The organism is Agrobacterium sp. 22-221-1 (assembly GCF_053522445.1).
In genome coordinates, this window is record NZ_JBNWCL010000016.1 from 1 (window position 1) to 16,751 (window position 16,751).

A 16,751-nucleotide genomic window follows, 5' to 3' on the forward strand; every position below is an offset into this window, starting at 1 on the left:
CCGAAAAAACGGCCGCCTGCCTGCATCAGCCGGGTTTGCGATGCCCGGCTGATGCATCCAGTAAACCACAAATCCTCCACACAAGCCCGAGGATGACGGAGGAGAGGTTTGAAAACTTTCCCCGGCCGTAAGGTGTTCTCACAATGTCGTGTTAACAAGGATCGTTGACGCTGCGTTCGATATCGCGATGCTCCCCTACCCCTCGCTTATGCTAAACTCCCGCCAGACGATACGAGGAGCTTGCGATGTCCTTTTTTCCCGGTAACGATCCCGTCGCGGGTGATGCTTTTGCCTGCGACGCCATCGAGAACCTCATTATTCCCCGCACCAGCGACATTGGCGGCTTTGCCGTGCGCCGCGCCCTGCCGACCCGGCAGCGGCGTCTCGTCGGCCCCTTCATCTTTTTCGACCGCATGGGCCCGGCGATCCTGAAGGCCGGTGAGGCGCTCGACGTCAAGCCGCATCCCCATATCGGGCTTTCCACCGTCACCTATCTGTTCGACGGCGAAATCAAGCATCGCGACAGCCTTGGCACCGAGCTTGTCATCCGCCCCGGCGACATCAACCTGATGACGGCCGGGCGCGGTATCGTGCATTCGGAACGCACGCCGGAAAACCTGCGTGGCCACCCGCTTTCCATGTCCGGCCTGCAGACCTGGCTTGCCCTGCCGGACCATATGGAAGAAATCGACCCCGCCTTTGCCCATACTGCGAAGGAAGACATGCCGCTGATCGATATCAAGGGCGCTTCCGGCCGCGTGGTGATCGGCAAATTCGAGGGTCTCACCTCCCCCGTTTCGGCCTTTACCGATACGCTTTATGTCGACCTGACGCTGGAGCCGGGGGTGAAATTTCCCTTCTCCGCCGATCATGAGGAGCGGGCGATCTATATTCTGTCCGGTTCGCTCGATGTGGCGGGCGATATTTTCGCCGCCGATCAACTGCTCGTCTTCCGGCCGGGCGACGACATCACGCTTCAGGCCGGCAGCAATGGCTGTCACATCATGATCTTCGGCGGGGCGGCGCTCAATCAGCGCCGTTACATCTGGTGGAACTTCGTTTCGTCATCAAAAGAACGCATAGAGCAGGCCAAACAGGAGTGGAGAACCGGACGCTTCGATATCGTTCCCGGCGACGAAGAAGAGTTTGTCCCTTTGCCGGAAGGTTGAAATTCTATAGAAGTGTACGACATGCAGGAATGGACCGTCGGCTTTCCCGATGAAAGACGCTCCGGTGCCCCCTGCTGACCACGAGAAAAGGCCGAACGATTGACCGGAATGCCCCAGACCCCACTGCTCGACCGGGTGAATTTCCCCTCCGATCTCAAGGAGATCGACGATCGCGACCTGCCGGAACTGGCACGGGAACTGCGCGACGAGATGATCGACGCGGTGTCGAAGACCGGTGGCCATCTGGGTGCCGGCCTTGGCGTGGTGGAATTGACGATTGCCATTCACAAGGTCTTCAACACGCCCGAAGACCGGCTGATCTTCGATGTCGGTCACCAATGTTATCCGCATAAAATCCTCACCGGCCGGCGCGACCGCATTCGCACGCTGCGGCAGGAAGGCGGGCTTTCCGGTTTTACCCGACGGGCCGAAAGCGACTATGACGATTTCGGCGCCGGCCATTCCTCCACCTCCATTTCCGCCGGTCTCGGCATGGCCGTGGCGGCGGGGCTGGATCAGAGCGACCGCAAGGTGATCGCCGTGATCGGCGACGGTTCGATGTCTGCTGGCATGGCGTTCGAAGCGCTCAACAATGCCGGCGCGCTCGATGCACGGCTGATCGTCATCCTCAACGATAACGACATGTCGATTGCGCCGCCGACGGGCGCGATGAGCGCCTATCTGGCGCGTCTTGCCTCCGGCCGCACCTATATGGGCTTCCGCGATTTCGGCAAGAAACTGACAGCCTATCTCGGCAAGACCATCGACCGCGCCATTACCCGCGCCGTGACCCACGCACGCGGTTACGTGACCGGCGGCACGCTGTTCGAGGAGCTTGGTTTCTACCACATCGGCCCGATCGACGGTCATTCCTTCGATCATCTCTTGCCGGTGCTGCGCAATGTGCGCGACAACCAGAAAGGCCCTGTCCTCATCCATGTGGTGACGCAGAAGGGCAAGGGTTACGCGCCGGCGGAAGCCGCAGCCGACAAATATCACGGTGTCAACAAATTCGACGTCATCACCGGCGCGCAGGCGAAAGCCAAGCCGAATGCGCCGAGCTATACCAGCGTCTTCGCCGAAGCCCTGATCCAGGAAGCCACCCTCGACGACAAGATCATCGGCGTCACCGCCGCCATGCCGAACGGCACCGGCCTCGACAAGATGGCCGAGCTTTTCCCGACCCGCACCTTCGATGTCGGCATTGCCGAACAGCACGCTGTCACCTTCGCGGCCGGGCTTGCGGCGGACGGTTACAAGCCTTTCTGCGCGCTTTATTCCACCTTCCTGCAACGCGGTTACGACCAACTGGTGCATGATGTGGCGATCCAGAGCCTGCCGGTGCGTTTCCCCATCGACCGCGCCGGTTTTGTCGGCGCGGATGGACCGACCCATGCCGGTTCGTTCGACACGACTTTCCTCGCCACCCTGCCCGGCATGGTGGTGATGGCGGCGTCCGACGAGGCGGAGCTGAAACATATGGTGCGCACGGCGGCGGCCTATGACGAAGGCCCGATTTCCTTCCGTTACCCGCGCGGTGAAGGTGTGGGCGTCGAGATGCCCGCACGAGGTGAGATTCTTGAGATCGGCAAGGGCCGCATCATCAAGGAAGGCACCAAGGTTGCGCTGCTCTCCTTCGGCACCCGGCTGGCGGAATGCCTTGCAGCCGCCGAAGACCTTGAAGCGGCCGGCCTTTCCACGACGGTCGCCGATGCGCGCTTCGCCAAGCCGCTCGATCTCGACCTTATCCGCCAGCTGGCCAGCCATCACGAGGTGCTGGTGACCATCGAAGAAGGCTCCGTCGGCGGTTTCGGCGCGCATGTGCTGCATTTCATGGCGAGCGCCGGCCTGCTCGACCATGGCCCCAAGGTCCGGACGCTGACCCTGCCCGACCAGTGGGTGGAGCAGGCCAAGCCCGAGACCATGTATGCTAATGCCGGCCTCGACCGGGCCGGCATCGTTTCCACCGTGTTCAATGCGCTCGGCCAGCGTCAGGCCGGCGTCGGTTTCGCCGGCTGACACGATTGCCGGGACAGGAGGCGGGACGATCCCGCCTCTGCCTCAGGATGCAGCGCCATCGAGAAAACCGACGACATTTTCGATCCGCCCCTCGGCATTCAGGCTGACGACGTCGGTACCACCCGCAACATCGTCCCCATCAGGCGAAATGAGACGCCATGAGAAACGGGTGAAGTTGCCGTGGCCATCCGGGGTGCCGGCAAGAACGAAACGATATCCCGGAAATTTCTGCCGCGCCGCCTCGATCATCGCGGCGATCCCCTGCTGCCCCTCGCCCTGCATCAGCGGATCGACGTAGCGCGTATTTTCTGCCCATGCCTGACCGACGAGATGCCTGCGGCGTTCATTGTCCTCTTCGTTCCAGGCTGCGAGATAGGTTTCGGCGATTGCGAGATGCTGCGTCATGATTGCGCTCCTTCTGGTTGACGGCCCAAACATGCCGGCGGTCGGGAAGCGGAACAATTACCTCAGAGGTAATCGCATTGCCGCTCTCTTCTGCTAGGCTGCGGGCATGACACATCATCGAGAACATGTCGGCCAGGTGCTGAAGGAATGGCGTGCGCGCCGCAGGTTGAGCCAGCTCGATCTGGCGATGGAGGCGGACATATCCGCGCGCCATCTGAGCTTCGTGGAAAGCGGGCGATCATCTCCCAGCCGCGAGATGCTCGCGAAACTGGCGGAGCAGCTTTCCATGCCCGCCCGCGCCACCAACCGGCTGATGCTGGCGGCCGGTTATGCGCCTGTTCATTCCGAACGGCCGATGGATGCGCCCGATATGGCGGCGGCCCGGCAGGCGATCGAAACCGTGGTGCACGGGCATATGCCCTTTCCCGCCCTTGCCGTTGACCGGCACTGGAACGTCGTTCTCGCCAATGGGGCGATCGCGTCGCTTCTGGCCGGCGTTTCCGAAGAGCTGCTTCGCCCGCCGCTCAACGCCTTGAGGCTGAGCCTGCATCCGCTGGGCCTGAGTTCGCGCATCGTCAATCTCGCCGAATGGCGTCATCACCTGCTGGAACGCCTGCGCCGTCAGGTCGAGGAAACGGGAGACGAGGTGCTTTCCCGGCTGCATGTGGAGCTTGCGGCCTATCCTGCGCCAAAGGTCCCGCCGCATGCGGCCGGGGCCGATCCGCTGGCCATACCATTGCAGCTGCGCGATCCGTCATCGGGCGCAGTCCTGAGCTTCATTTCAACTACCACGGTTTTCGGAACGGCCACAGACGTCACGCTGTCTGAACTGGTGCTGGAATGTTTCTACCCCGCCGACGCGGCAACCCGTGAAGCACTGATGCAAGGCACCAAGGAGTAAGACCCGTGCACACCACTTATCTCATCGGCTTCCAGGTCCGTCCCGGCCAGCGCGAGCGCTTTCTCGAATTGCTGAATGCGCTGCTCGACGCCATGCGGCACGAAAAGACCTTCGTGAACGCAACCCTGCACCGGGATGGTGAAAACGAGAACCGCTTCCTGCTGCATGAGACCTGGAGCGACCATAAGGACGTGATCGACGTTCAGATTCACCGCCCCTATCGGCAGGCATGGCACGATGCCCTGCCCGAGCTTCTCGACGCCCCGCGCAATATTTCCGTCTGGCACCCCATGCGGGCGGATCACGCCGCATAGCGACATGAACGATGGGAAAGCCGCGCGCGCACCCTTTGCGCGCGCTAGGATTTTCGCGACAATATCCGCGGTTCGCCGATTTTGAACCAGGCCCTGGCGATCCTGCCGTTTTCAACTTCATAGATGCAGGCAACGTCGACCTCTCCCTTTCCTTCCGGAAAGTTCCGCGTGACCGTTTCATGGTCGATGACGACATTGCCAACGACAATGCGCGTCAGCAGTTTTCCATGCAAATCCGGCTCCTTGAAGCGCTCGATGTGACGCTCCCGAATCTCTGCCGCGCTTCCTGCCAGAAGCGTCGCCGGGAAAGCATAATACTGGCAATCATCCGCCCACCAGAGCATGAAGGCATCGATGTCACGGGCATTATAGGCCTCAAGCTGCTTTTGTACCGGCAGTTCGATTTCACTATTCAAAACGCACCTCTTCAAAAAACGTCGTGGCGAAATGGGTTCCTAGACGAGTGAATGTCCCGCATTGAAGGGCTCCGCTTAAAGCCTGATGGCCGTTTCCTCTTTCGCCGTCTTGATGACGACCATGGTGACAAAGCGCGCGACATTGTGCTGGTCGCGGAAGAGCCTGTCGCACAGGACGTCGAATTCTTCCATATCCCGCAGGCGCAGCATCAGCACGACATCGGTTGCGCCGGTGACGGCATAGGCCTGCGACACGGCCTCTTCGACACTCGCAATATCCAGAAAGCGGCGCATATGCTGCTCGCCGTGCAATTTCAGCTCCACCGTCACCAGAGCCTTGATCACGCGCCCCGCCTTTGCGGGGTTGAGGATCGCCACGATGCGGTCGATCACACCCGACTTGCGCAGCCGCTGCAGGCGGCGCAGGCAACTGGATGGAGACAACCCGACTTGGTCGGCCATGTCCACATTGGTGCGCGACGCATCGTTCTGCAAAAGGTTCAGAAGTTTTCGGTCGATCCGATCCATGCCGGCAGCATATCGCGCGCCGCCATATTTGCAATAAAATTGCATTAAACTGCAATCTTTGACCGCAAATGCGAAGGGGCCGGGATTAGTGAATGGGAACAACCTTCAGGGAGCCTCACATGTCACTTTTCCTGCCCGTCTGGCAAAAAACGCGGGAAACACTTGCAATCTACTGGGTGCTTGTGCGGATCACGGTTCCCATCGCCATTCTGACCGAGCTGTTGTCGAGGATGGGCGCGATCGAGGCGGTAGCGCCTGCCTTTGCGCCGGTCATGAACCTCATCGGGCTGCCGCCGGAGCTTGGTCTTGCCTGGCTGACCGCGATGCTGGTCGGCATATGGGGTGCGGTGCCGCTCATCTTCACGCTTGTGCCCGCATCGTCACTCACCGTTGCGGATATCACCGTTTTTTCGGCACTCATCCTGTTCGCCCATGGCCTGCCCATCGAACAGAAGATCATTGAAAAGGCGGGACCGGGCATGATCGTCACCACGGCGCTGCGCGTCGGCGGCGGATTGCTCTATGCCTTTATGCTGCACCACGTTCTGGAGGCGATGGGATGGCTGTCCGCGCCGGTAAACCCCGCCTGGATTGCAATGAGCGCCACGCCTGAATGGACCGCCTATTTCCTCGGCCTCGGAGAAACCATGGTCTGGATGCTCGTCATCCTGCTTGCACTTTCCCTTTGCCTTGAAATCCTCAGGCTGACGGGCCTGCTGGCGCTGATGATGAAAGCGCTCTCGCCCCTGCTGCGTCTTGCGGGCATTCGCGGCGAGGCCGAACATCTCACCGCCATCGGATTGTTCCTCGGCATTTCCTACGGCGCCGGCTTCCTGATCCGTGAGGCGCAATCGGGGACGATCTCGCCGCGTCAGGTGTTTCTGTCCTGCGTGTTCATGGGTTTTGCCCATAGCGTGATCGAGGACACGCTCGTGGTGATGTCGCTTGGCGCGGATGTCTATGGCGTTCTGGCCGGGCGGCTTGTTTTCGCCATTGTCGCGACCGCCGGCATTGCCGCCCTGCTTCACCGCCTGTCGGATGAGCTGTTCTTTGCGCGGATGTTCCGGCTACAGGGCACATAGAGCATTTCCAGGAAAAGTGGACCCCGGTTTTCCGTCCGGAAATGCGCCAAAACAAAGAGTTAGAGTGTTTTCGCGTTTCGAAGAAAAGCGAAAAAACTCTAAGCGGCGTTCCCCATCTGAAAAGCCGATGCAAAAAGGGGGCCTTTCGGCCCCCAATTCATAGGTTCAATCTGAAAGCCCGGATCAGAACTCCGTCCAGTCCTCATCCTTGGCAGCCGGCGCTTCGGCCGCACCGCCGAAGGCGCGGGCGAGGCTCTGGCCAAGGGCACGGGCCGGCGAGGCGACAGGCCTTGCGGTTGCGGAGGCCGATTTTACTGGCGCCTTGCGGGCCGGTGCGGCCGGCGCGGGCTGGAAGGCGGGCCTGGCGGAAGACTGGCGCGGTGCGGAATAGCCGCCGGCACTGGCAACGGCGGCGCGTGCGCCATCCATTCTGAACTGGCCGAGCAGGCTGTTCAGCGCTTCCGCTTCGCGAGCCAGCGAATGGCTGGCGGCGGTCTGCTGCTCCACCATGGCGGCATTCTGCTGCGTGCCCTGATCCATGGTGTTCACGGCCGTGTTGATTTCCTGCAGGCCGGTCGCCTGTTCGCGGGCCGCGACGACGATGGCGCTGACATGGGCGTTGATCTCTTCGACTTCCGCCACGATGAGTTCCAGAGCCTTGCCGGTCTCGTCGACCAGATTGACGCCGTTTTCCACCTGTTGGCTGGAAGCGCCGATCAGCGTCTTGATTTCCTTGGCTGCATTGGCGGAACGCTGGGCAAGTTCGCGGACTTCCTGCGCAACCACCGCAAAGCCCTTGCCGGCATCACCGGCGCGGGCGGCTTCGACGCCGGCATTCAACGCCAGAAGATTGGTCTGGAAGGCGATATCGTCGATGACACCGATGATGTTGCCGATTTCGCCCGAAGACTTCTCGATTTCGCGCATGGCGGCAACCGCCTTGCGGACCACGACGCCGGACTTTTCGGCACCGGCGCGGGCGCGCTGGACCAGATTGCCGGCATCTTCCGCGCCGCGGGCGCTATCGCGCACCGTGGTGGTGACTTCTTCCAGGGCTGCGGCGGTTTCTTCGATGGAGGCCGCCTGTTGTTCGGTGCGGCGCGACAGGTCGTCGGCGGCGGAGAGCATTTCCGAAGCACCGGCATTGATCGCGGCTGCGTTCTCACCGACCGTGCGCAACGCCTGCTGGAGTTTTTCGACAGCGCTGTTGAAGTTCACGCGAACCGGATCGATGGCAGGCGCAAAAGGCGTCTCGATGCGATAGGAAAGATCACCATCCGCGAGAGCGGCAAGGCCCTTGCCAAGCTCGGCGCTGGCAAAAGCGCTGGCGGCTTCGTCCTTGGCCTTTTCTTCCTCGTTGCGGCGGCGTTCAGCCTCCGTCGCGGAGCGCATGCGATCGGTCTCGCCGGCAAGGCGGGATTTTTCCAGCCCGGCTTCCTTGAAGACCAGAACGGCCTTCGCCATCTTGCCGACTTCGTCGCCACGATCCGTGGCCGGAACTTCCGTCGTCAGATCGCCATCGGCAAGCCGGCTCATCGCTGCCGTCATGCCGACGATGGGCGTGACGATGGAGCGCGACAGCGCCCAGATGAGGGCAACGGCCAGAAGACCGGCGACAGCGCCGCCACCCAGAAGCGCATATTTCAGGTTCAGTGCGGCTGCCTGCTGTTCTGCCGCGTAAGCGGCGGACAGGCCGTTCAACTGCTCCTTGATCTTGGCGGCGGAGGCGCGGAAGCCATCGAGCTGGCCCTTGGCCTGATTGCGGCCGATTTCGATGATTTCGGAAATCGGCGCTTCGGTCGTCTTGCGTGCGGCGATCTGCGGTTCCGCCAGTTCCTTGAAGAACACGGTGGCGGATTTCTGCATGTCGTCGATGGATGTCAGGATGTCCGGCCGGCCGACAGCCAGCGCACGGGCCTCATCGAGCTTCTTCAGCATCAGGTCGCGCTGGGCGAATACATCGTTGTAGGTACTGTCACTGCGGAACAGCAGGAAGCCGCGCTGGTTGACGGCCTGCTCCAGCATGGCTGCCGTCGCGCCATCCACGGCCTGGATGATATCCTTCGTGCGGTTGTTTTCGATCGTGACACGCTCGCTCCCCAGCGTCTGCCAGAATACGACCGCGGAAGCGAGCAGGCACACGCTCATCAAGGCACAGAAGGTGGCTATGAGCTTCAGATTGATGGGGAGGTTTTTAAGCGACATCGCAAACTCTCTCGGCGACCCGATGCCTCGAAGCAAGCGTCTGCGCTGCAACGGCCGCAATTTTGTGGATGGGAGGAGATGCCGTCATGGCAGGTTCCGGTGGCCGCACGGGCCTTGTGCACAAAGTGCAATACAAGCCTTTATATTGGATTAATCGAACATTCTGACTTTGCGGTGCAACATCAACGGGCGACAGCGGGCATCGCCGGCCCCTTTCAGCGATAAATCGCTTGCATCGGCGGGGTTTGGCGGTCATTGACACGGGACCATGTCCAAAACATCTGAAAATGAACGGCTTGACCAGCTTCTCGTGTCGCTCGGCCACTTCGCCAGCCGCTCGCGTGCGCGCGACGCGGTTGCGCGCGGCACCGTGAGCGTCAACGGTAAAATCGTCACCAAACCGAGCCAGACCGTCGCTGGCGATGCCGAAATCGCCATCAGCGATCCGGCGCAGGCCTATGTTTCGCGCGCAGCGCTGAAGCTCGTGGCCGCGCTCGATCATTTCCGGCTCGACCCGTCGGGCCATGACTGTCTCGATGTCGGCGCTTCGACCGGCGGTTTTACCGAGGTGCTGCTGGAGCGCGGCGCAAAACACGTCACCGCCATCGATGTCGGCCACGGGCAGATGCATACGAGAATCGAGAACGATCCGCGCGTGACCAATCTGGAAGGGCTGAATGCGCGCTTCCTGACGATGGATGATATCGATGACCGGCCCATCGGCTTCATCGTCTCCGACGTGTCCTTCATTTCGCTGAAGCTCGCGCTTGCGCCGGCACTCGAGCTTGCGGAAGCCGGCGCGCTGGCGGTTCTGCTGGTGAAGCCGCAATTCGAGGCGGGGCGCGACGCCATCAGCAAGGCCGGGCTGTTAAAAGAACCGGAAACGGCACCTGCCGTGGCCGCCGAGCTGGAGCGCTGGCTGACCGAGGACATGGGCTGGAAAAGCCTCGGCCTCATTCCCTCGCCGATTTCCGGCGGCGATGGCAACATCGAATTTCTTCTCGGAGGCGAAAAGCCATGAGCACACAGACCGTCACCATCAAGAGCCTCGGCGCGCAGGGCGACGGCATCGCGCACTGTCCCGACGGCCCGGTCTATGTGCCCTTCGCGCTGCCCGGCGAAACGGTCGCGATTGCGAAGGTGAAAGATCACGGCACCGTCATGTCGATAACGGAAGCCTCGGCGGAGCGCCGTGAACCGGCCTGCCGCCATTTCGGCCCCGATGGCAAGAACGGCACCTGCGGCGGCTGTTCGCTGCAACATCTTTCCGATCAGCCTTACCATGCCTACAAGCGGGAGCTGGTGGTTTCGGCGCTGAAATCGAAGGGCTTGACGCCGCCGGTGGACGATCTCGTCATCTGTCGCCCCGGTGAGCGCCGCCGCGCGGTGTTCGCCGCCCGCAAAACGGAAAAGGGCCTGCTGCTCGGTTTCAGCCAGGCGAACAGCCACCACATCGTCGCCATCGAGGAATGTCCCGTCACCTCGCCCGGCATCGTCTCGCGGCTGGATGCCATCCGTGCCATCGGCCTTTCCATGGTGGCGAATGCCGAACCGTTCCGCATCACCGTTCTCGAAACGCTCTCGGGTCTCGATATTTCGGTCGAGGGCATCAAGTCGGTCAGCGACAAGCAGCGGCGCACACTCACGGAAACGGTGCTTGCCATGCGCGGCATTGCCCGTGTTTCGCTCTCAGGCGAGATCCTGATCGAACCGCAAAAGCCGATCATCGAATTCGGCGGCGTTGCGGTTTCACCCCCGGCCGGCAGTTTCACGCAGGCGACGAAACAGGCGGAAGACGCCATGGCCGAGCTGGTGCTTGCCCATATCGGCAAATCCAAGCGCGTTGCCGATCTCTTCTGCGGTTCCGGCACCTTCGCGCTGAGGCTCGCACGCATCGGCAAGGTGCATGCGGTGGAAGCGGAAGACAAGCCGCTGAAGGCCCTGGACTTCGCCGCCCGCAACACACAGGGCCTGAAGCCGGTGAGCGTCGAGAAACGCGATCTCTTCCGCCGGCCGCTGATGACGAGCGAACTGAAGAATTACGATGCTGTCGTGTTCGATCCGCCGCGCGCCGGTGCGGAATTCCAGTGCAAGGAACTGGCCCGCAGCACCGTGAAGAAGATCGTTGCGGTGAGCTGCAATCCGCTGACGCTTGCGCGCGATCTTACCATTCTCACGGAAGGCGGCTATCGCATCACCCGCGTCACGCCGGTCGACCAGTTCCTGTGGTCGCCGCATGTGGAAGCGGTGGCGACGCTGGAGAAATAATCACCAGGCCGTATCGACCGTGCCGTTACCGACCACGCCCGAGCAGCGGCAGGCGCCGCCCACACGGCCGCGTTCCAGCGGGCAGACATAGGGCCGACGGCGGTTGGCGCTCTCCGGCGGGGTGATGACGCAGACGAAACGGGCGCGGCGCTGGCGGTCGCGGTTGCGGCCGGAATAATAATCCGAGCCATCGTCTTCGGTAATGACGGATTGCGCCAGAATGACATTGCCGGCGGAAGCCGCCGGAGGGCGCGTTATCGCCGCCGCTTCAGTGACAGTGGCGGCGCAGAGGAAGACGGACAGGGCGAACACGACGTGACGCATGCGGGTGGCTTTCGGGCGGTGACGTTGCATTATTTAACCCAACCCATATTGCCCGGTTGCTTAACCGCAAGGAATTCCTGCCGGAACGCTTAACGACGCATGAATGCCTCGAAGGCGGCGCGCGCTTCGGCGCTTTGCAGTTGCGCGATGAAATGACGGCCTTCCTCTTCGATGCGGGCGAGAAGATCGTCCGGATTGCCGCGAACCAGATCGCGGGCGATCTTCAGCGCCTGCTGCGGTTTGGCCGCGAGCCGGGTGGCAAGCGCCAACGTTTCGCTCTCCACATGTTCAGGGGCGACGACTTTCCAGATCATTCCGGCCTGCAATGCCTGCTCGGCGGAAAAACCTTCGCCCATGGCAAGCAGTGCAAAGGCGCGCTGGTGTCCCATGAGTTTCGGCACGAGCAGGCTGGAAGCCGCTTCCGGCACCAGAGCGAGATCCACGAATGGTGTCTTGAACAGGCTGCGGCTGGAAGCGACCGTCAGATCGCAATGCAGGTTCAGCGTCGTACCGATGCCGATGGCAAGCCCGTCGACGCCGGATACCATGGGCTTTTCGAAAGCGACGAGCGCTTTCAAAAGCTCAAGCGCGGCAAGCTTGCCCTTTCCGCCCGACATGGCGAAGGCCAGAAAATCGGCCATGTCGTTACCGGCGGAGAAGCAGCCTTCCGTGCCGAGAAAGGCGACAACGCGAATTTCCGGGTCCGCATTGGCAGCGTGGAGGGCGTCTGCCATGCGCAGATACATGGCATCGGTGATGGCGTTTTTTTTGTCCGGCCGGTTGAAGCGGATGGTCAAGACTTCCGGCGCATGGCCGACGCGCTCGACGAGAATGTGATCGTCCGACATCTGAGCCTCCTCAAGCCAATACGGTGCGGGCGGCGGCAAGGCTCGCCGCGCCGGCGATGACGCGATCCTTCAGCGCCGCCGTTTCCGCCAGCAGATTTTCCGCAGCGAAACGGCAAAGGGCTGCGCGATGTCCGCCCCTGCCATCATCGACGGCGGCCAATGCGCCCTTGGCGAGATAGGCGCCGGTGAGCGCCAGACCGAAAAGGCGCTGATAGGGCGTCGCGCCGGCGAGCGCGGTTTCGGTTTCGCCTGCCTTGATGCGGTCCAGCAGCCAGTCGGTCGCCGTCTCCAGATCGGCGAGGCTGGCTTCGAGATAACGGCCGGTCTCGCCGAGATCGTCGCGGTTCGACGCGGCTGTGCGGGCGGCGATCTCGCGCAGTTCGGCGATGAAACCGCGCACCTGTGCGCCCTCGGAGAGCGGCAGCTTTCGCAGCACCAGATCGATGGCCTGAATGCCGTTGGTGCCTTCATAGATCGGCGCGATGCGGGCGTCGCGCAGATAACGCGCCGCGCCGGTTTCCTCGATGAAGCCCATGCCGCCATGCACCTGAATGCCCATAGAGGCAACATCGACGCCGGCATCGGTGGAGAAGGATTTGGCGATGGGTGTCAAAAGGGCAGCGCGCTCCTGCCAGTGAGCGCGCTGCCGGGCGTCTTCAGTCGCATGCGCCATATCGATGGCATGCGCGCAGCTGAAGGAAATCGCCCGCGACCCTTGAGTGAGCGCCTTCATCGTCAGAAGCGTTCTGGCGATATCCGGGTGTTCGATGATCGGGCTCATGCCGGAGCCCTGCCAGCCGGGCGCCTTGCCCTGCGTGCGCTCCCTGGCATAGTCGATGGCCTTCTGGGTCGCCGCTTCGCAGATCGCCACGCCCTGCATGCCAACGGCAAGGCGGGCGTTGTTCATCATGGTGAACATGCAGGCGAGACCCTTGTTCTCCTCGCCGATCAGCCAGCCGAGAGCGCCCTTCCCTTCGCCGAATTTGCCGTCGCCGAAGATCATCGTGCAGGTGGGCGAGCCGTGAATGCCGAGCTTGTGTTCGAGCGAATGGCAGAACAGATCGTTGCGGCTGCCCGGCGCGCCGTTCTCATCGGGCAGGAACTTCGGCACGAGGAACAGCGAGATGCCGCGCGTGCCGGCCGGCGCATCCGGCAGGCGGGCGAGAACGAGGTGGATAATATTGTCCGCCGCGTCGTGTTCACCCCAGGTGATGAAAATCTTCTGCCCGAAGATGCGGTAAGTGCCGTCGCCATTGCGCTCCGCCCGGGTCTTCAGGACACCGAGGTCAGAACCCGCATGCGGCTCGGTGAGGTTCATCGTGCCGGTCCATTCGCCGGAGACGAGTTTCGGCAGATAGGTGCGCTTGAGGTCATCGCTGCCGTGGGCGACAAGGGCTTCCACCGCGCCCATGGTCAGCGTCGGGGCCAGCGCAAAGGCCATGGAGCCGGAATTCCACATTTCGAGAGCGGCGACATTCAGCATATGCGGCAGGTTCTGGCCACCGAATTCTTCCGGCGCCGTCAGGCTGTTCCAGCCCGCTTCCGCCCAGCGACGGTAAAGATCGGCCCAGCCATCCGGTGTCGTCACCTTGCCGTCGGTAAGCTTTGCGCCCTGGCGGTCGCCGATCTCGGCAAGCGGCGCGACCTCTGCGGTGGCGAAACGGCCGGCTTCGTGCAGAATTGCATCGACCAGATCTTCCCCAAGGTCTCCCAGCGCACCCGTCGACAGCGCGTCTTCAAGACCCGCTACATGTTTGAGTGTAAAGGCGATATCGTCCACCGGCGCGCTATACATGCTGCCTCCTCCCGAAGCTTTGGCATCTTGCTACTGCCTTCGGGCTAAATGATTTTTACGTAAACGTCAATTTGAAAATTCCCGTCATTTCGGCGGGATTGTTATAAAACTGTCATATGAATTTGCTCAGCATGCGCTGAAAGGCGCCTCGCCGCACGCCGCTCCCACACCGGAACGACGGACGCCTCCCTCCTCCCATCCAGCCGGTCAGGACTGCCACGATGGATCTCGTAACGCCCGTTATTCCCGGCCTTGTCTGGGCCTATCAATTTCATCCCGGTACGGCCCCCTGCCGGCGGCTTGCGCCCGATGCCGGCTTTCACGAAATGGCAGAGTGCGAAGGCTTCTTCTGGCTGCATCTCAACCTCGCCGATCAGCGTGTGGCGGGTTTTCTCGAGACCATTGACGGTCTCGATCCGGCGGCACGAGCAAGCCTCACCACCCATGAGACGCATCCCTCCATCGTGGTCGATGAAAAATCGCTTTACGGCACGCTTGTCGATTTCCAGCGGGAATTCGACAAGGAGACACGTGACTTCGGCTGGCTGCATTTTGCGGTGAGCGACCGTTTCATCATCACGACCCGCCTGCAGCCACTGCATTCGGTGGACCGGCTGAAAGCGGCGGTCGACAAGAATTCCAACCGCTACCTCACGCCATCACATGTGTTCGAGGGGCTGGTGGCGGAATTCCAGCGCTCGCTCATCAATCTGGTGATGGAGACGACGGAAGAGCTGAACGCCATCGAGGATATGGTCTATGACAGCGAGAACCGTGACGAGCGGCGGCGTCTTGCCCCGCTGCGCCGCACCGTGGTTCGCCTGCACCGGCATCTGCGCACCGTGCTGACCCTGATGCGGCGGGCTTCGGCCGCCGATGATGACGAGATGCCGAATGGTTTCGAGGATGTCGCCTCACGCCTGATGGGTCGTCTGGAGGCTGTCGACCACGATGTCTACGCCCTGCAGGAGCGGGCAAGGCTGCTGCATGAAGAAATCGATTCCAAACTCTCGTCGGAAACCAACCGGCACCTTTATATTCTGTCGCTGATGACGGCATTCCTGCTGCCGCCATCGCTGGTCACCGGTTTCTTCGGCATGAATACGGATGAGCTGCCGTTTACCGTCGGCACGGGCGGCACGCTGTCGGCCAGCATCTTCATCATGATTTCGGTTGCGCTCGCCTGGTTCGTGCTGAAGCGCGCGCGGATCTTGTGACAGCAAAAAGCCGCCCGGTGGCTACCGGACGGCTCTTTCGATTGAAGCGGCTCTATCAGCCGTAAGGCGAATAGCAGGGCTGGCGCGGGCCGTGATACGGCTGGAACGTGTTGCTATAGGCATCGTAGGAACGATAGCGGCCATAGCACCAGTTCACATGCGCGCGGCTCATGCCGCCACGATAGACTGGGCGATATTCGCGATAGACCGGGCGCGGACGATATTCCGGTACCGGGCGGTAGACTTCACGCGGCTGCGAGAGTGCGCCGCCGATGATCGCCCCCGTCGCAAAGGCTGCGAGCGGGAACCAGTAACCGTCATGGTGACGATAGCCCGGACGGTAATCGCGATAACCACGGTGGCCGCGATACCAGCCGCGACGATCGCCCCAGCCGTCGCGATCACGCCAATATTGCACGTTCACGATATTCTTGCTGGCATCGTTGCCTGCGGTCTCAACGCTCTTCGGCGCGATCGGCAAAGGCATTGCTGCTTCCGCCGGAACAATCGCTCCCGCAACCACAATCGCAGAAAGACCGACAGCCAGGATATTCTTCATATAGCTTCTCATCTGACTTCCTCCATTCACGACGGTCAACAGGCCGTTCTCCGTGAATAATAACACTTTTTTATTCTCATTCGGCCAGTTTTTCGGTCTGGCTGGAACATTGCAGGTTGCAGGCTAGGCGTTTTCGCCTGAACCCAGCATTAACGATCCCATCACGCTTCGTTTACCCGATCCGGCAGCGGCAAAACAAAAGCCCGGATCAAAATCCGGGCTTTCGAAAATCCTGTCAGCGGCTGTAAGGCGATACGCATATGCGGCGCGGACCGCTGCTCGGCTGATAGCTGTTGTCGTAAGCGCGGTAGGACCGCCAGCGGTTCTGGCACCAGGAAACATGGCTGCCGCCATAGGTCGGACGCGGCTGCTGCATGGCGCCGCCGATGATCGCACCGGCCGCGAAGGCAGCGAGCGGGAACCAATAACCATTGTGATAACGGTAACCCGGACGACGATCGCGATAGCCGCGGTGACCGTTATAATAGCCGTCACGCGGGGGGCGCGGGCGATACATGCGGTCGCCATGCCTGCGGTCGTATCGGCGATCCCATTCACGGTACTGCACCGGCACGACATTGTCGGTCGAAACCGCCGGCTTGGGCATCGGAACAGGGACCTGGAACGCCTGCGACGGCGTAAAGCTGGTGAGGAACACGATCATCGCCGTGGCGACACTCGTTGTCCGGAAATTCATCATG

At 61.7% G+C, this 16,751-nt stretch carries 17 protein-coding genes; 8 read left to right on the plus strand and 9 right to left on the minus strand.

What is annotated here, in order from left to right:
- Positions 1 to 245: 245 nt before the first annotated feature.
- Both ACQZ5N_RS20490 and dxs read left to right on the plus strand, forming a co-directional pair.
- Positions 246 to 1,169, plus strand: coding sequence for a pirin family protein (locus ACQZ5N_RS20490; RefSeq protein ID WP_448733948.1), 924 nt, complete (start codon positions 246 to 248; stop codon positions 1,167 to 1,169).
- A 99-nt stretch (positions 1,170 to 1,268) separates the two neighbouring features.
- Positions 1,269 to 3,188 carry a 1-deoxy-D-xylulose-5-phosphate synthase gene (dxs, locus tag ACQZ5N_RS20495; protein WP_059760815.1) on the plus strand — a complete coding sequence of 640 codons (1,920 nt, stop codon included), beginning with the start codon at positions 1,269 to 1,271 and terminating at the stop codon, positions 3,186 to 3,188.
- A gap of 42 nt (positions 3,189 to 3,230) precedes the next feature.
- Here dxs and ACQZ5N_RS20500 read toward each other — a convergent pair whose 3' ends face one another.
- On the minus strand, positions 3,231 to 3,593 hold the full coding sequence (locus tag ACQZ5N_RS20500; protein ID WP_174056401.1) for a nuclear transport factor 2 family protein: 363 nt from the start codon (positions 3,591 to 3,593) through the stop codon (positions 3,231 to 3,233).
- Positions 3,594 to 3,699: 106 nt separating this feature from the next.
- Between ACQZ5N_RS20500 and ACQZ5N_RS20505 the strand changes: the two genes are divergently transcribed.
- On the plus strand, positions 3,700 to 4,494 hold the full coding sequence (locus ACQZ5N_RS20505) for a helix-turn-helix domain-containing protein (RefSeq protein ID WP_448733949.1): 795 nt from the start codon (positions 3,700 to 3,702) through the stop codon (positions 4,492 to 4,494).
- Between the two features lie 5 nt (positions 4,495 to 4,499).
- Complete coding sequence (locus ACQZ5N_RS20510) at positions 4,500 to 4,808, plus strand: putative quinol monooxygenase (RefSeq protein ID WP_448733950.1); 309 nt, start codon at positions 4,500 to 4,502, stop codon at positions 4,806 to 4,808.
- Positions 4,809 to 4,852: 44 nt separating this feature from the next.
- Here the strand turns inward: ACQZ5N_RS20510 and ACQZ5N_RS20515 are convergent, their stop codons facing one another.
- Together ACQZ5N_RS20515 and ACQZ5N_RS20520 are read right to left on the minus strand one after the other, a co-directional pair.
- Positions 4,853 to 5,224, minus strand: coding sequence for a nuclear transport factor 2 family protein (locus ACQZ5N_RS20515; protein WP_448733951.1), 372 nt, complete (start codon positions 5,222 to 5,224; stop codon positions 4,853 to 4,855).
- A 75-nt stretch (positions 5,225 to 5,299) separates the two neighbouring features.
- Complete coding sequence (locus ACQZ5N_RS20520; protein WP_448733989.1) at positions 5,300 to 5,752, minus strand: Lrp/AsnC family transcriptional regulator; 453 nt, start codon at positions 5,750 to 5,752, stop codon at positions 5,300 to 5,302.
- Positions 5,753 to 5,871: 119 nt separating this feature from the next.
- Between ACQZ5N_RS20520 and ACQZ5N_RS20525 the strand changes: the two genes are divergently transcribed.
- Positions 5,872 to 6,834, plus strand: a complete 963-nt coding sequence (locus ACQZ5N_RS20525; protein ID WP_448733952.1) for a nucleoside recognition domain-containing protein — start codon at positions 5,872 to 5,874, stop codon at positions 6,832 to 6,834.
- A gap of 183 nt (positions 6,835 to 7,017) precedes the next feature.
- On the opposite strand, the gene ACQZ5N_RS20530 is transcribed toward ACQZ5N_RS20525, so the two are convergent.
- A complete protein-coding gene (locus ACQZ5N_RS20530; RefSeq protein WP_448733953.1) occupies positions 7,018 to 9,039 on the minus strand; it encodes a methyl-accepting chemotaxis protein in 2,022 nt (673 codons plus the stop codon).
- A 268-nt stretch (positions 9,040 to 9,307) separates the two neighbouring features.
- Between ACQZ5N_RS20530 and ACQZ5N_RS20535 the strand changes: the two genes are divergently transcribed.
- On the plus strand, positions 9,308 to 10,060 hold the full coding sequence (locus tag ACQZ5N_RS20535; protein ID WP_448733954.1) for a TlyA family RNA methyltransferase: 753 nt from the start codon (positions 9,308 to 9,310) through the stop codon (positions 10,058 to 10,060).
- Positions 10,057 to 11,307 carry a class I SAM-dependent RNA methyltransferase gene (locus ACQZ5N_RS20540; protein WP_448733955.1) on the plus strand — a complete coding sequence of 417 codons (1,251 nt, stop codon included), beginning with the start codon at positions 10,057 to 10,059 and terminating at the stop codon, positions 11,305 to 11,307. Before ACQZ5N_RS20535 ends, ACQZ5N_RS20540 begins: the two co-directional genes overlap by 4 nt.
- Here ACQZ5N_RS20540 and ACQZ5N_RS20545 read toward each other — a convergent pair whose 3' ends face one another.
- The 3 genes from ACQZ5N_RS20545 to ACQZ5N_RS20555 all read right to left on the minus strand — a co-directional run bounded on the left by ACQZ5N_RS20545 (position 11,308) and on the right by ACQZ5N_RS20555 (position 14,274).
- Complete coding sequence (locus tag ACQZ5N_RS20545; RefSeq protein WP_448733990.1) at positions 11,308 to 11,631, minus strand: hypothetical protein; 324 nt, start codon at positions 11,629 to 11,631, stop codon at positions 11,308 to 11,310.
- Between the two features lie 89 nt (positions 11,632 to 11,720).
- Complete coding sequence (locus ACQZ5N_RS20550) at positions 11,721 to 12,479, minus strand: crotonase/enoyl-CoA hydratase family protein (RefSeq protein ID WP_448733956.1); 759 nt, start codon at positions 12,477 to 12,479, stop codon at positions 11,721 to 11,723.
- Between the two features lie 10 nt (positions 12,480 to 12,489).
- Entirely contained in the window at positions 12,490 to 14,274 is a 1,785-nt protein-coding gene (locus ACQZ5N_RS20555) for an acyl-CoA dehydrogenase (RefSeq protein WP_448733957.1), read from the minus strand.
- Between the two features lie 221 nt (positions 14,275 to 14,495).
- On the opposite strand from ACQZ5N_RS20555, the gene ACQZ5N_RS20560 reads away from it, so the two are divergent.
- Positions 14,496 to 15,491 carry a transporter gene (locus ACQZ5N_RS20560; protein WP_269830373.1) on the plus strand — a complete coding sequence of 332 codons (996 nt, stop codon included), beginning with the start codon at positions 14,496 to 14,498 and terminating at the stop codon, positions 15,489 to 15,491.
- A 55-nt stretch (positions 15,492 to 15,546) separates the two neighbouring features.
- Here the strand turns inward: ACQZ5N_RS20560 and ACQZ5N_RS20565 are convergent, their stop codons facing one another.
- On the minus strand, positions 15,547 to 16,062 hold the full coding sequence (locus ACQZ5N_RS20565; RefSeq protein WP_020808794.1) for a BA14K family protein: 516 nt from the start codon (positions 16,060 to 16,062) through the stop codon (positions 15,547 to 15,549).
- A 223-nt stretch (positions 16,063 to 16,285) separates the two neighbouring features.
- Complete coding sequence (locus ACQZ5N_RS20570) at positions 16,286 to 16,750, minus strand: BA14K family protein (RefSeq protein WP_080852582.1); 465 nt, start codon at positions 16,748 to 16,750, stop codon at positions 16,286 to 16,288.
- Position 16,751: the final 1 nt, after the last annotated feature.

Bases quoted from the DNA above. Each gene is read 5' to 3' on its own strand.
- ACQZ5N_RS20520 (WP_448733989.1), bottom strand. From the start codon at position 5,752: ATGGATCGGATCGACCGAAAACTTCTGAACCTTTTGCAGAACGATGCG.
- ACQZ5N_RS20565 (WP_020808794.1), bottom strand. From the start codon at position 16,062: ATGAGAAGCTATATGAAGAATATCCTGGCTGTCGGTCTTTCTGCGATT.
- ACQZ5N_RS20555 (WP_448733957.1), bottom strand. From the start codon at position 14,274: ATGTATAGCGCGCCGGTGGACGATATCGCCTTTACACTCAAACATGTA.
- ACQZ5N_RS20545 (WP_448733990.1), bottom strand. From the start codon at position 11,631: ATGCGTCACGTCGTGTTCGCCCTGTCCGTCTTCCTCTGCGCCGCCACT.
- ACQZ5N_RS20535 (WP_448733954.1), top strand. From the start codon at position 9,308: ATGTCCAAAACATCTGAAAATGAACGGCTTGACCAGCTTCTCGTGTCG.
- ACQZ5N_RS20505 (WP_448733949.1), top strand. From the start codon at position 3,700: ATGACACATCATCGAGAACATGTCGGCCAGGTGCTGAAGGAATGGCGT.
- ACQZ5N_RS20570 (WP_080852582.1), bottom strand. From the start codon at position 16,750: ATGATGAATTTCCGGACAACGAGTGTCGCCACGGCGATGATCGTGTTC.
- ACQZ5N_RS20560 (WP_269830373.1), top strand. From the start codon at position 14,496: ATGGATCTCGTAACGCCCGTTATTCCCGGCCTTGTCTGGGCCTATCAA.
- ACQZ5N_RS20490 (WP_448733948.1), top strand. From the start codon at position 246: ATGTCCTTTTTTCCCGGTAACGATCCCGTCGCGGGTGATGCTTTTGCC.
- ACQZ5N_RS20550 (WP_448733956.1), bottom strand. From the start codon at position 12,479: ATGTCGGACGATCACATTCTCGTCGAGCGCGTCGGCCATGCGCCGGAA.
- ACQZ5N_RS20525 (WP_448733952.1), top strand. From the start codon at position 5,872: ATGTCACTTTTCCTGCCCGTCTGGCAAAAAACGCGGGAAACACTTGCA.
- ACQZ5N_RS20500 (WP_174056401.1), bottom strand. From the start codon at position 3,593: ATGACGCAGCATCTCGCAATCGCCGAAACCTATCTCGCAGCCTGGAAC.
- ACQZ5N_RS20540 (WP_448733955.1), top strand. From the start codon at position 10,057: ATGAGCACACAGACCGTCACCATCAAGAGCCTCGGCGCGCAGGGCGAC.
- ACQZ5N_RS20530 (WP_448733953.1), bottom strand. From the start codon at position 9,039: ATGTCGCTTAAAAACCTCCCCATCAATCTGAAGCTCATAGCCACCTTC.